Source organism: Actinotignum timonense, assembly GCF_002860685.3.
In the GTDB taxonomy this organism is placed as follows: Bacteria; Actinomycetota; Actinomycetes; order Actinomycetales; family Actinomycetaceae; genus Actinotignum; species Actinotignum timonense.
The window spans coordinates 1965205-1978180 of record NZ_CP136960.1 but is presented as its reverse complement, the minus strand read 5'-3'; the positions used below and the strand labels follow the sequence as shown (position 1 = coordinate 1978180).

Annotated in this window: 12 protein-coding genes; 8 read left to right on the top strand and 4 right to left on the bottom strand. The window is 59.5% G+C overall.

Annotation, left to right across the window (positions count from 1 at the left end; translation table 11 throughout):
• Positions 1-157 precede the first annotated feature (157 nt).
• The 7 genes from CYJ17_RS08245 to CYJ17_RS08215 all read left to right on the top strand — a co-directional run bounded on the left by CYJ17_RS08245 (position 158) and on the right by CYJ17_RS08215 (position 5845).
• Positions 158-1705, top strand: coding sequence for a SpaH/EbpB family LPXTG-anchored major pilin (locus CYJ17_RS08245; RefSeq protein WP_087070592.1), 1548 nt, complete (start codon positions 158-160; stop codon positions 1703-1705).
• 175 nt (positions 1706-1880) lie between these two features.
• Entirely contained in the window at positions 1881-3035 is a 1155-nt protein-coding gene (locus CYJ17_RS08240; RefSeq protein WP_234984485.1) for a class C sortase, read from the top strand.
• A gap of 87 nt (positions 3036-3122) precedes the next feature.
• Positions 3123-4073: a LysR family transcriptional regulator gene (locus CYJ17_RS08235; protein WP_143231867.1), complete on the top strand. Its 951-nt coding sequence runs from the start codon at positions 3123-3125 to the stop codon at positions 4071-4073.
• Between the two features lie 139 nt (positions 4074-4212).
• Positions 4213-4455 carry a hypothetical protein gene (locus tag CYJ17_RS08230; RefSeq protein ID WP_087070594.1) on the top strand — a complete coding sequence of 81 codons (243 nt, stop codon included), beginning with the start codon at positions 4213-4215 and terminating at the stop codon, positions 4453-4455.
• A 202-nt stretch (positions 4456-4657) separates the two neighbouring features.
• Complete coding sequence (locus tag CYJ17_RS08225) at positions 4658-4855, top strand: hypothetical protein (RefSeq protein WP_234984486.1); 198 nt, start codon at positions 4658-4660, stop codon at positions 4853-4855.
• A gap of 128 nt (positions 4856-4983) precedes the next feature.
• The gene (locus CYJ17_RS08220; protein WP_087070595.1) at positions 4984-5226 is read left to right on the top strand and encodes a hypothetical protein; all 243 of its coding nucleotides are present in this window, start codon (positions 4984-4986) and stop codon (positions 5224-5226) included.
• A 67-nt stretch (positions 5227-5293) separates the two neighbouring features.
• Positions 5294-5845, top strand: coding sequence for a hypothetical protein (locus CYJ17_RS08215; protein WP_234984487.1), 552 nt, complete (start codon positions 5294-5296; stop codon positions 5843-5845).
• A gap of 202 nt (positions 5846-6047) precedes the next feature.
• Here the strand turns inward: CYJ17_RS08215 and CYJ17_RS08210 are convergent, their stop codons facing one another.
• A complete protein-coding gene (locus tag CYJ17_RS08210; protein ID WP_087070597.1) occupies positions 6048-8315 on the bottom strand; it encodes a 6-phosphofructokinase in 2268 nt (755 codons plus the stop codon).
• A 156-nt stretch (positions 8316-8471) separates the two neighbouring features.
• Between CYJ17_RS08210 and pgi the strand changes: the two genes are divergently transcribed.
• Entirely contained in the window at positions 8472-10127 is a 1656-nt protein-coding gene (gene pgi, locus CYJ17_RS08205) for a glucose-6-phosphate isomerase (protein ID WP_087070598.1), read from the top strand.
• A 105-nt stretch (positions 10128-10232) separates the two neighbouring features.
• Here pgi and CYJ17_RS08200 read toward each other — a convergent pair whose 3' ends face one another.
• From CYJ17_RS08200 to CYJ17_RS08190, 3 genes are read right to left on the bottom strand one after another with little or no spacing between them, the layout of a single operon-like run.
• Positions 10233-11057: an amino acid ABC transporter ATP-binding protein gene (locus CYJ17_RS08200; RefSeq protein WP_087070599.1), complete on the bottom strand. Its 825-nt coding sequence runs from the start codon at positions 11055-11057 to the stop codon at positions 10233-10235.
• Between the two features lie 8 nt (positions 11058-11065).
• On the bottom strand, positions 11066-11932 hold the full coding sequence (locus tag CYJ17_RS08195) for an amino acid ABC transporter permease (protein ID WP_087070600.1): 867 nt from the start codon (positions 11930-11932) through the stop codon (positions 11066-11068).
• Entirely contained in the window at positions 11932-12843 is a 912-nt protein-coding gene (locus CYJ17_RS08190) for an ABC transporter substrate-binding protein (RefSeq protein ID WP_087070601.1), read from the bottom strand. The genes CYJ17_RS08195 and CYJ17_RS08190 overlap by 1 nt, the downstream gene beginning before the upstream one ends.
• Positions 12844-12976: the final 133 nt, after the last annotated feature.

Genomic DNA, 12976 nt, shown 5'->3' with positions numbered 1-12976 from the left:
CCGATACACCCATCCCTTACCCGGTATCGGGAAAACGATGGGGTAGGCCCGAATGAGGGGCAGGTTTTTTAGCAAGTTCAACGATAAGCGCTTGGCGTTGGCCTGGCGTGTTGGTCAGTACTTCTTGTGGTGCTGAAATTATTGGGAAGGAAAAAGTATGGCTCGTAAGAAGTCATTAAGAGCGTTGGTGGCGGCGTGTGCGCTGGCACTGACGGGAATGGGTATCGGGGCAGCTAACGCCGCACCGACAAGTGATCCGGTTGCGCCGTGGGCTACGGGTGCTCCTACAACGGGGTCGATTACAATCACGAAGCAGGACGCCGCAACGAAGAAGCCGGTTAACGGGGCCGAGTTCACGGTCACGAAGGTGGATGCCCTTGGGGATGTCACCCTTGGTGATATGAAGAAAATGGCTGATTGGGAAACCGTGGCGGGTTCAATCAAGGACCTGAACGCGAATCCTGATAACCCGAAGGCTAAGCTCAGCACGACCGTCGTTCACAAGATGAAAACCGCCGGCGAGGGGCAGGCTGTTTTCGCGGACCTGCCGCTCGGGTTGTACAAGGTTGTGGAGTCTGAGGTTCCGGCTGGGTATACCTCGGATATTAAGCCGTTCTTTATGACGGTCCCGGAAATCACCGGCACCTCTTCCGCTGACCAGAAATACACCTATGATGTTTCGGTCACCCCAAAGAATACGGATGTTCGTGACCTGGTGAAGAAGACTGGTGCTTTCGAACAGGTTGTGGGTGCGGGCGATGATGTTTCCTACACGATTTCGGCGACTTTGAATAAGAAGGGCCCAATCACTGGGGCTGATATCAAGGGCTTCGCGGTTTTCGACGATGCGATGACTGATGCTTACACCGTGATTGATAAGACCGCGGTCAAGGCTGTCAAAGTGAACGGCGAAGTAATTGCGGAATCTCAGTACAACCTTGCTACCTCTACTGATGGTGTGGAAGCTGGGCGTACTCGCCTCCAGGTGAACTTCACCGACGAGGGTCTGACCACTATTGCTGGTAAGGCGACTGCTTCGGAAGCTCCGGTGGTGACCGTGGACCTGACCTTCACCCTCAAGGCTGATCTTGCTCTTGATTCGGTTTCCAATAAGTTTGGTTTCATCCCCGGGCACTCGGATAGTGAGCCGACCCCTGGCCCGATTGTTCCCGAACCCGGGCCGACCCCTGGCCCTGGCCCGGAGCCGGGTCCTGGCCCGAATCCGTTCCCGACTATTGAGTTCTATGATTTCCAGATCGCCAAGACTGATGCGTCGGATGGAAGCGTGCTTGCGGGTGCGAAGTTCGTGGCCTTCGCCAGCAAGGCAGATGCAGAGAAGTGTGTGGCCCAGAAGGATCGCGCCCAGTGCACCGGTGCTTCGGTTGGTTTCGGTACCAAGGTGACCGGCGATGATGGTTTGACCCCGAAGTTTAAGGCGAAGAAGGGTGAGGCTTTCTACGTGGTTGAGGTGGAAGCCCCCGCGAAGTTCATCCGCTCGGATGAGATCACTGAAGTAACCGTAACCGATGCCCCTGACCAGGTTCACAAGACCGGTATTAAGAACGTGCCGACAAAGGACTCTGGTAAGTGGTTCGACCTGCCTAAGACCGGTGCTATCGGGGTGGGTATCTTCGCCCTCCTTGGTGCTGGCCTAGTGGCGAGTGGCGCGGTGACGCACCTGCGTTCGCGTAAAAACAACGCCTAAACAGGAAAAACTAACGGTTCAGGTTTGCCAGCCTGAGTAGGTAACGAAGGTTGTGGGGCCGGTCAGTCCGACTGGCCCCACAATCTATCAAGCGCAAGTTAATTCTGCACGAGTAGCGCAATACGAATTGCACGGCTAGCGCAAGGAAAGGCCACGCCAGGGAGGGGGTAGGTACGTGACAGGTGAAACGGGCCCGGTGCGTGGGCGGCGTGCCCTCAATACCCCGACACCCACCCCAGCTCCCGAAACGAAATCCAGGACGGCACCTAGGGCAGAACCCAGAGTGGAATCCAATGCGGTGCCTAAGACGGCACTTCATGTGGAACCCGAACCTGCTCCAGCAGCACATCATGTGGAACCCAAGGCGCAGCGCGGCCCTGCCGCTGGTGTGGCTCGCGGGCGGCGGGCGGCGCGCGTGGGTGAGGAAAGTGGGCTGGCGAGCCTGCTCTTCTACACCGACCCGAAAGAGGATAAACGCCGGCTCTCCCCGCTGGCCATGATCCTCATCGGGATCCTGTGCCTGGCTTATCCGGTTACTTCGACGGTGTGGAATAACTGGCAATCCAAAGTAGTCTCCCGTGCCTACGAGGGCCAAGTGAATACCCAATCCCAGGAACTACGCAACTCTTATATTGAGCGTGCTCACGCCTATAACGCGAGCCACCAGGGGATGGCGGTTCTTGACCCTTATCTTGACGACATTGCCACCGACCTACCCGCCTATCAGGAATATGCTCGGGTTCTTGATCAGCCGGATGGAATTATGGGGATCGTGAAAATCCCGAAGATCGGGGTGAAACTCCCGATCTACCACGGGACCTCCCCGGAAACCCTCCAGCGGGGTGCAGGGCATATGTTCGGGACCGATATACCGGTAGGCGGTATAAACCGGCATAGTGTGGTGACGGCTCATACTGGCCTACCGACCTCTACCATGTTCGACCGGCTCACTGATCTGGGTATCGGGGACGAGTTCTTCTTCGAAATCCAGGGTCAAGTGTTTGGGTATCGCGTGGTCAGAGTAGACGTCGTCGACCCTCACGACCCAAGCCTGCTGGTACGTGTACCGGGGCGTGACCTAGCCACTCTTCTAACGTGTACTCCGTACGGGGTGAATTCGCATCGCCTGTTGGTGACGGGTGAGCGGGTGTTGCCTGACCCGGTGGAGGTGCCGGCGGTGGATGGGTTGCAATGGTCGTGGTGGATGACCCTTTTCGTGCTCGCCATCCTTATATCTTTGCTGTTTGCGTTCCTGGTGGCCAGGTCCGCGCTCGCCCGGCGTGGGGAGGACTCCAGGCGGGATATGTTGCCCCGGCACATGCTCCGCTAACCGACAGCACGCGGCGGGGAGCTGCGGCGTCGTACATTACTCAACTATCTCAACCTTTAGCATCACGACATACAACGAGGTACCGGTGTGAGACTGGAATTATTAGAAACCCTCATTCTTTATTCACGACTGGGGACCATGGACGCGGTGGCCCGCAAGTGCGGGTGTACGACCGCGGCGGTCGTGAAACGTATCCAGCTTTTGGAAGAAGAAGTCGGCCAGCAACTTACCCGCAGGGTCGGGCGCGGGAGGGAACTCACCGAAGCCGGGTGTTACCTGGTGGAACGTAGCCACCAGATCCTCGGGCTCGTGGATAGCACGGTGGCCGAGCTTCAGAATCTGGAGGATAACCCGCAGGGCACTATCGTGATTGCGGGTCGGGAAAGCAGCGCCTTAGATAGCCTGGCGCCGGTGATGGGTCAGGTGCGGGCACGATACCCGGGCATTAGTTTCCAGGTCACGCTCTGCGGGCGTGAAGCGGCTACCCGGATGATCGGTGAGGGGACTGCGTCTTTCGCGGTGCTCGATGATTCTTGGGATTGCACGGCCTGGGAGACTCTCGCGCTTCGCGGTGAGGACCGGTGGGGGTTGTTGGTGCGTACGGATAGTGACGTGGTGGGGCGCGGGACGGTTCGCCGGGCGGATATTACTCAGCGGTCGTTGATTATGCCGAAGGAGCGTAGCCGGGAGCTGGGGTATTGGTTGGATAAGGAAAACCAGCTGACGGTAGTGGGCCGTTACGGGACGAGCCGCGGGGCTCGGGTGATGGTCGAGGCCGGGGTTGGTGAGGCTATCGTGCTGGAGAATATGGCACTGGGCGGGAACGCGGGGCTGGGCGGGAACGCTGGTGCCGGGTCGGGAGTGGCGGCTGCCGGTGCGGGCCTGGTGTTTATCCCGCTGGATTGGTTGGTCGGCTTGACCTGCGTGCTTGCCTGGGATAAACAAGCACGCCTGAGCCGGGTGGGGGAGATATTCCTGGAAGCAGTACGCGCAGCCGCGGCCGATGGGAGCGCTGCCGGCGGGAGCGCAGCCGGCTAGAAGTTATCCACAGAATCGCGAAATGTCCCCTTTGTCCACAGAGTTGTAACTGGCTCTTTGCTGTGCTTCCGTATCATGCAAGAATGACGGAGAAGGACGGGAAACCACCCGAAACTACACAATTGAAGGAGTGAGACATATGGATGTTTACGAGGATATTTACGAGGACCGGTTGTATTTTCCGGATCGTGTTTACAACTCGCTGGAAGAAATCCTCGAACGCAAGGAGGAAATCTTGCGTGAGGTCAGAATGACCCGGGAAGAATTCGACTGGCGTGCCGATAACTACCAGCTCGGACCAAAAGAGTCCGACGCTTATTTCGAGATGATAGGCCTGGACCGCTTTGAGGAGTATTGCCGTGGTGAACGCACTATTGGATGAGCGTGCCGATGATTTTGCGGCACATCTACAGCGGCTCGGGGAGCTGATCGCCCCGGCTTTTCGCTGATAAAACAGACGATCAAAAATCCACTGCGATGAATGGACACACGCCCTGGTCCTGGGTGGCACTCATTCCCGCCGGTCGCGCCGGCGCATCAAGAACGAGGCCCGCACGCCCCACATTGCCGATATTCATCTCACGGTGGGCCGGCGCTGGTTCCGGTCCTGCCTGGAAGAAATCCTCCTCTTAGTCATTGACGAGCTCGGGGTAGCGTGCACACCCCGGGCACGCAAAGCACTCGACCAAGGCATCGAGGATTGGGAGGAAATCCAGCTGGAAGCCGTGATCCGTAACAAGCCCGCCACCGCAGCCCGAGTATTGGCAACACTCGAAAAGTAGCCCAGATTTCCGGTACCCCAGTGCTGAGGCAGCTAAGGAATTCCTAGGCCGTGGCTTGGCACCATGCGAAAATAACGAATAAGCACAAGCAACTACTCCGCCATGAGGCGATTGAAGGAGTGAGACACATGGATATTTACGAGGATATTTACGAGGACCGGTTGTATTTTCCGGATCGTGTTTACGATTCGCTGGAAGAGATTCTCGAGCGCAAGGAGGAAATCTTGCGCGAGGTCAGAATGACCCGGGAAGAATTCGACTGGCGCGCCGATAACTACCAGCTTGGACCAAAAGAGTCTGATGCTTATGTTGAAATGAAAGGCTTAGATCGCTTCGAGGAGTTGTGCCGTGGTGAACGAACACTTGGATGAGCGAGTCGATGCGTTTGCGGCACATCTACAGCGGATTGGGGAGCTAATTGACCCCGGGTTTTCGATAGTGAGGCAAGCACTCAGAAAAGAAAACCCACCGGCAATAAGCCTGTTTGGCGATATTCGCGTCGAACGTTTCCTTATCGTCCGTTTCGATTACGAGCTTTTCCTTAATCCGGAAACCGGTTTACTCAGAGTTAATGAGTCAACGTTCTCGGTCATCCGAGGAGCGAAAAGCAGCGAGCCGCTGGTGCGCTGGGATTATATTCGCTCACCACGTTCGAATATTCCTTGCGCCCATATCCAGATCCATTCCCACCGCGATGAATGGACACACGCTTTAGTCCTAGGCGGGACTCATTCCGGCCGGTCGCGCCGGCGCATCAAGAATGAAGCGCGTACTCCCCACGTTGCTGATATTCATTTCACGATGGGCCGGCGCTGGTTCCGGCCCTGCCTGGAAGAAATCCTCCTCTTAGTTATTGACGAGCTCGGGGTAGCGTGCACACCACAAGCACGCGAAGCGCTCAACCAAGGCGTCGAGGATTGGGAACAGATCCAGGTGCGATCCGTAGTGCGGCATCACCGTGCCACCGCTCTCCAAGCTCTTGAAGAGTGAACCACCCGCGCTAATAAAATGCGACCGGGCCGAGGCGCGCATCGATCTCCGCGTTGAAAATCGCGGAGAGGCGTTCCGGGTTTCCTGGGTGGGGACCGTCACCACGTAGGTGCGCAGCCGCGGCCGGTGGGGGCGCTGCCAGCTAGCGGCGTCGTCGCCCCCACCGCGCGCGGCGCAAGCACCGCGCTATAAGAAAACGCGACTACCGGTTATCGTCGTAAATCGCCAGGTGCTCCAGCGGGGTGGTATCCTCGCGGGCCGCCACCGTGTAGAGCACGGGGAGCGCGGAAATCCACCACGGATCCAGCGGCACCCGGTTTTTCATATCCATCTCTTCGTCCATGCGCATAATCGGATGGGACTCCAGCTTGCCATTGTGCTGGCCGATATAGCGCGCGCCCACCCGCTCCTTCTTCTCCAGCTGCGCGGTTACCTCATCAATGGCGAGGGCCGCGAGCGAGACCGCGAGCGTACGGTCATAGGACGTGGGAATACCGCCTTGCTGCTGGTGGCCAATAATCGTGGAACGAACCGAGAAAGCCCCGTGGCCCTCCTGCTGGAAGACCCGCCGCAGCAGATCCGCGGTGTAGTACTTGGACGCATCCTCATTACGAATAGCCAGGTAGAGGGAACGCGAGCCATCAAAGGCCCGGTTCATGCGCTCGCTTTCCTTCGTGAGCATCGCCAGATCCACCCCGGTCTCATGGAGGTAGACCTGCTCGGCCCCGGTGGACAGTGCGCTCATAAGCGCGAGGTAACCGCATTTACGGCCCATGGTTTCCACCACGAAGCAGCGCCGGGAAGCGGAAGCGGAACGGCGAATCTTATCGATGGTCTCCACATTGGTATTGAGCGCGGTATCCACCCCGATGGACAGATCGTGGCCGGGCAGATTGTTATCAATCGAGGCCGGCACGCAGATGAGGGGGAGGCGGAAGGCCGTGTAGCGGTCCGCCTCCTTCGCCATATTCCACGCGGTTTCATAGCCGGCCAGGCCGCCGATCATGATGATCGCGTCCAGTCCATTGGCTTCAATGGAGCGCGCCAGCCCGAAGTAATCCTCGATGCCGAGGACCGAGCGGGCTGTACCCAGTTCCGCGCCGCCCAGCGAAACCCAGCCATCCACATCGCCCCAGCTCAGCGGGCGAATATCCCCGCGGATGAGGCCGGGGAAGCCACCCTCCACACCGAGCATTTCAAAACCGCGATCCAGGCCGAGCCGCACCGCGCTACGCGCGGCCGCATTCATTCCCGGGGCGAGTCCGCCGGCGTGGAGCACGGCCACCCGCGGGCGCCAGCCGTCCTTGAAGTAGCGATCTTCACCCAGCGGGGAAGACAGCGTTTCGAAAAGGGACTTGATGCGGGAGAAGCTGGTGCCGCGCGAGCGCACCGCAGCCTCGTAATCGCCCTCTTCGAGGTAGTCGATGACCTTCTTGGTATTAGCAACCGTTTCCACCAGCGGCAGGCGCTGGAGCCGATTATTACGAATCCCGATAATGCAGGATTCTTCGCCCGGTTCGGCCCGGATCACCTCTAGGGCAGCGGTGTAGCCGAGCAGGGTAGACATCCAGCGGTCATAAGCGGACGGGGTGCCACCGCGCTGCACGTGGCCGAGGGCGGTGATCCGCGGGGATTCTCCGGTGCGTTCTTTAATAGCGGCCTGGATGCGCTGGGCGGTGATCTTTTCACCGTGCCGATCCATGCAGCCTTCAGCAACAACGATAATCGAATCGCGGCGCCCGGCCGCTCGCCCGGAACGGATCTTTTCGCACATGGCATCTTCCCAGCCATCTTCGGGGGGAAGCTCGGGAATGATGACATCATCTGCGCCGCCGGCCATTGCACCCATGAGGGCAAGGTAGCCGCAGCGCCGCCCCATCACTTCCACCACGAAGACCCGCTGGTGGGAAGCGGCCGTGGAAGTGAGAGCATCAATGGCATCAATGATGCGGCACAGGGCCGAATTGGTTCCCACCGTCATATCGGTGCCGACCATATCGTTATCGATGGAACCCACCACCCCGGCAATATGGAGTTCAGGGTGGCGCGCGGCAAGATCGGCCTCGATCTCCCCGGCTTCTACCAGTTCTTCGAGGAGTCCACTCCAGCGTTCGCGCAGAGTATCCGCACCGGTGAGGGAACCATCCCCGCCGATAACCACGAGGCGGTCAATTCCGGCCCGTACCAGATTCGCGGCCACTTTCCGCATGCCATCCCGCTCCCGGAATTCGGTGGAGCGGGCCGAGCCGATAACCGTGCCACCCTTATCCAGAATGGAGGACACATCGCTCCAGACCAGCGGCTCAATAAGATTATCGATAGCTCCGCGCCACCCCTCGCGAATCGCGAAAGGGCGGGCGCCCACGTGTAAAGCGGTACGCACCACGGCGCGCACCACCGGGTTCATGCCCGGGGCGTCCCCACCCGAAGTAAGAATGGCAAGGGATACGGGATCTGCGTGATCTGACATGGTTCCTCCTCCGAAGATCATTGTGTCAAAGATGGTGGGCTCATGTGTGGTGCTAGAGTCCGGCGGCGCGCCCGCGAGATGTGGTAGCGGAGCGCCGCCAGGCCGCAAAGTTGATTACACTACGAGATAAAGACTACTTCGAGGATGAGGATAACCATGTCGCACCCCATTGACCCCACAACCACGCGCGCCTGGGCGCGGCTGCATGACCTTCATGACGGATTCACCGCTGATTTCCGGGCCCGTTTCGCTGCGGATCCCCAGCGTGCCGAGCGGCTGAGTTTCACCGCCGGCGATCTTTTCGTGGATCTGTCCAAATCCTATTTGGATGATGACGTTCGCGATGCACTGCTGGAACTTGCCGAAGAAACCGGGGTTGCTCAGCGCCGCGATGCCATGCTGCGCGGCGAGCGGATTAACGTGACTGAAAATCGGGCGGTGCTCCATACCGCACTGCGGCGCACCGCCGATGACACCGTGGAAGTAGACGGGCACAATGTGGTGGCTGATGTACGCGAAGTCCTTGAGCGGATGTACGCTTTCGCCACCAAGGTACGCGAAGGCAGCTGGCGCGGGGTGACCGGAAAGGCCATCACCACCGTGGTCAATATCGGCATTGGCGGTTCGGATCTGGGCCCGGTGATGGCCTACGAAGCCCTGCTCCCATATGTCAAGGACGGGCTGGAATGCCGCTTCATTTCCAATATTGACCCCACCGATGTGGGGGAGACCCTGCGCGGGGTGGACCCGGAAACCGTGCTCTTCATCGTGGCGTCCAAGACTTTCACCACCCTGGAAACCCTCACCAATGCCCGCCAGGCCCGCTCCTGGTTCCTCGCCCAGCTCGCCGCGCGCGGCATCCAAGATCCCGGTGCGGTGGCCAAGCACTTCGTGGCCGTGTCCACCAACCTGGAGAAGGTAGCGGAATTCGGAATTGAGCCCGCCAATGCCTTCGGTTTCTGGGATTGGGTAGGAGGGCGCTATTCGGTGGATAGCGCCGTCGGCCTTTCCCTCGCCATTGCCATCGGACCGGAACATTTCGAAGAATTCCTCTCCGGATTCCGCACGATTGACGAGCATTTCGCCACCGCACCGGCCGCGGAAAACGTGCCCCTCCTCATGGGGCTCCTCAATATTTGGTACGTCAATTTCTTCGGGGCGGCCACCCACGCGGTGCTGCCCTACGCGCAGTACCTGCACCGTTTCCCGGCCTACCTTCAGCAGCTCACCATGGAATCCAACGGCAAGCGGGTGCGCTGGGACGGCAGCCCGGTCACCACCCACACCGGGGAAGTGTTCTGGGGCGAACCGGGCACCAACGGTCAGCACGCCTTCTACCAGCTCATCCACCAGGGCACCCAGCTCATCCCCGCTGATTTCATCGCCTTCGCGAATCCTGTTTTCGCGCTGGTGGATGGGGAGGCCGATCAGCATGAGCTCTTCCTCGGCAACTTCTTCGCGCAAACCAAGGCTCTGGCCTTCGGGAAGACTCTGGATGAAGTGCGGGCGGAAGGCACCCCGGAGGAGATCGTGACCGCGCGGGAATTCCCCGGGAACAAGCCGACCGCTTCGATTATGGCCCCGGCCCTCACGCCTTCGGTACTTGGCCAGCTGATTGCGCTCTACGAGCACATCACCTTCACCCAGGGCGCGGTGTGGGGCATTGACTCCTTCGACCAGTGGGGCGTGGAACTGGGCAAGCAGATGGCCAAGGAACTCACCCCGGCGATTAGCGGGGACGCGGCGGCCCTGGAAGCACAGGATTCTTCCACCCGCCAGCTCATTGAGTACTACCGTGCCCACCGGAAGTAGTGCCGTGCGGCACTAGCGCCGCACACCGGAGTTAGCGCACAGTACATACAAACGGTGCCGGCCACCCCCAATAACGGGAGTGGCCGGCACCGTTTGTACTTGCGTTTAAAGCACCTTGGTGAAGAAATCACGGGTGCGCTCCGAGCGCGGGTTATCGATCACCTGCGCCGGGGTGCCCTCGTCGATAATCATGCCTTCGTCAAGGAACACCACTTTATCGGCCACCTCCCGGGCGAAACCGATTTCGTGGGTGACCACCACCATGGTCATGCCCCCGCGCGCCAAATCCTGCATCACGGAGAGCACCTCACCCACGAGCTCCGGATCGAGCGCCGAAGTAGGCTCATCGAAAAGCATGAGCTCGGGGTGCATGGCCAGGGCACGCGCAATAGCCACCCGCTGCTGCTGCCCGCCGGAAAGCTGAGCCGGGAAATGATTAGCGTGGTCGCGCAAGCCCACCCGCTCCAGCAACTCCAGGGCCTCGGCCCGCGCCTCCTTTTCCGGGCGGTGCGCCACCTGGACGGGCGCCTCCATAATATTTTCCATCGCGCTCATATGCGGGAAAAGATTGAAACGCTGGAACACCATCCCCACCTTGGCGCGCTGGGCGGCTACTTCCGCCTCGGTGCGCTTCCGCAGCCAGGTCCCTTGCGAAGTAACGGCACCGGAGCGGCGGGCCAGCATTCCGCGCCACCCGGTGGGGGCGGGCTGTTCGGTCATCCCCAGCAGCTCCCCGTCCAGGTAGATCCGCCCGGCCGTAATAGTTTCCAGCTCGTTCAGGCAGCGCAGCAGCGTGGATTTACCCGAACCGGAAGGCCCGAGCAGCACCACCACCTCACCGCGCTGCACCGTGAGATTAACACCTTTGAGAACGGTGTGATCACCGAAAGATTTGTAGACGTCGCACACGTCCACCATGGCGTGAGTCATTGTTCTCCTTAGGGGGTGACGTCCAGGAAGGCCGTCGTCGCCGTACGTCCGTCAAAACCACGCGCGAAATGGCGTTCAATACGATGCTGCACCATCATGAGCAGCGAGGTAATAACCAGGTACCAGATCGCCGCGACCACGAGGAAGGGGAACGGCAGGTAGGTTTTCGAACCCAAATCCTGGGCCGCGAAGGTGAGGTCCAGGGTGAAAGGAACGGCGAGTACCAGCGACGTTGTTTTCAACATCGAGATAGTTTCGTTCCCGGTGGGCGGAATAATAATACGCATGGCCTGTGGCAAAATAATGTGCCGCATAATCGTGCCCGAACGCATTCCCAGCGCCACCGCGGCTTCCCGCTGCCCCGGGTCAATCGCACCCAAACCGGAGCGAATAATCTCCGCCAGGTAGGCGCCTTCGTTGAGGCCTAGCCCGATAATCGCCGCGATAAACGGGGTGATGACCCGGTCGGTCTGGAACGTGAAGAATTCCGGCCCGAAAGGAATCCCCAGCGAGAGCTTCTGATAGAGCGAGGGCAGCAGCCCCCAGAACATGAGCTGGGTGTAAATCGGGGTGCCGCGGAAGAACCAAATATAGAAGCGGGCAGCCGCGCGCAGCACCGCGTTACTTGATTCGCGCAGCACCGCCATGGTCAGCGCCAAAATAATGCCAATAACCATGGCGAGCCCCGTCAGCACCAGGGTGTAGACGATACCGCGCAGGATCCGCCAATCGAAAAGATAACGCCCCACCACATCCCAGTGGAAAGCGTCATTGGTGATGAGCGCATTGAGCGCCATCGCCCCGAGCACCGCCATGACGATGAGCCACACAATATTGCTCATCTTCACGCGGGCTTGCGGATGAATCTTCTCCATTACTGCACCTGGGGGTTGATCTCGGCGGTGCTCAGCACGCCTTCGGTAATGCCGTAATGCGCGAAGATCTCCTTGAGTTCACCCGAATCCATCAGGGATTGCAGCGCGGCCTGCACCGCCTTGGCGAGCTCCGGATTGTCCTTGGCCACCGCGATAGCCACCGGGGCGGAATCATAAATATCACCCGTGGTCTTCAGCTGCCCATTCGAACGAGCCACCGCGTAACCGAGCACCGGGGAATCAGCGAAAATAGCATCGTACTGGCCGGAAACCACCCGGGTCACGATCTGCGGCACATCCGGGAGGGACATAATCTTAATCGGCTTGGCGCCCTTCGCTTCGCACGCGGCGGTGGCTTCCTTGAGGGCTTCCTCCTGGGAGGAGCCCGTTTGCACGCCGATGGTGAAACCGCAAGGGTTATCCGGGGTGAAATCACTGGACTTGGCCGGCACTCCGTATTCGGAACCCGCCTCGAAATACGTAATCATATTGAAAGCTTCTTCACGTTCGGGGGTGACGGTGAAGGTGGACAGGCCCACATCGAATTTGGTTCCGATCTGGGGGAGGAGCGAATCAAATTCCACGTGCGTGGTGGTGCCGTCTTCGAGTCCCATCTTTTTCGCGATGGCGCGCGTGAGGTCAATATCGTAACCGGTGGGGGTCTGCCCGTCTGCCTTGCGGTATTCCGCGGGGGCGTAATCGGTAGACGCGCCGTTGCGTAATTGCCCGCGTGCGGTAATATCCGCCGGAACTAGGGCAGCGACGGCGGAATCTGCCGCGATGCCATCAACAGCGAAACCGGACTCACCCGGATCGGCCGCGGCGGTGGAATCCGTCAAAGCAGCCTCATCATTGGAGCAGGCGCCCAGCGTGAGGAGGCCGGCAGCAAGCAGCGCGATTGTTTTCTTCATTTTCTTCCCCTACGGTGAATGTTTTTTCAGTGTTCGGGTGGAAATTACTCGGAACAGTCCCAAGTATAGCCAGTAAATATACGTGTGCATGTATAAAAATGTGAATATGCGGGTAGATAACGGCCGCTTTGGC

What these genes read in the sequence shown, in the direction of transcription:
- CYJ17_RS08245 (WP_087070592.1), top strand. Translation starts at nt 158, where the DNA reads ATGGCTCGTAAGAAGTCATTAAGAGCGTTGGTGGCGGCGTGTGCGCTG.
- CYJ17_RS08230 (WP_087070594.1), top strand. Translation starts at nt 4,213, where the DNA reads ATGGATGTTTACGAGGATATTTACGAGGACCGGTTGTATTTTCCGGAT.
- CYJ17_RS08220 (WP_087070595.1), top strand. Translation starts at nt 4,984, where the DNA reads ATGGATATTTACGAGGATATTTACGAGGACCGGTTGTATTTTCCGGAT.
- CYJ17_RS08210 (WP_087070597.1), bottom strand. Translation starts at nt 8,315, where the DNA reads ATGTCAGATCACGCAGATCCCGTATCCCTTGCCATTCTTACTTCGGGT.
- pgi (WP_087070598.1), top strand. Translation starts at nt 8,472, where the DNA reads ATGTCGCACCCCATTGACCCCACAACCACGCGCGCCTGGGCGCGGCTG.
- CYJ17_RS08200 (WP_087070599.1), bottom strand. Translation starts at nt 11,057, where the DNA reads ATGACTCACGCCATGGTGGACGTGTGCGACGTCTACAAATCTTTCGGT.
- CYJ17_RS08195 (WP_087070600.1), bottom strand. Translation starts at nt 11,932, where the DNA reads ATGGAGAAGATTCATCCGCAAGCCCGCGTGAAGATGAGCAATATTGTG.
- CYJ17_RS08190 (WP_087070601.1), bottom strand. Translation starts at nt 12,843, where the DNA reads ATGAAGAAAACAATCGCGCTGCTTGCTGCCGGCCTCCTCACGCTGGGC.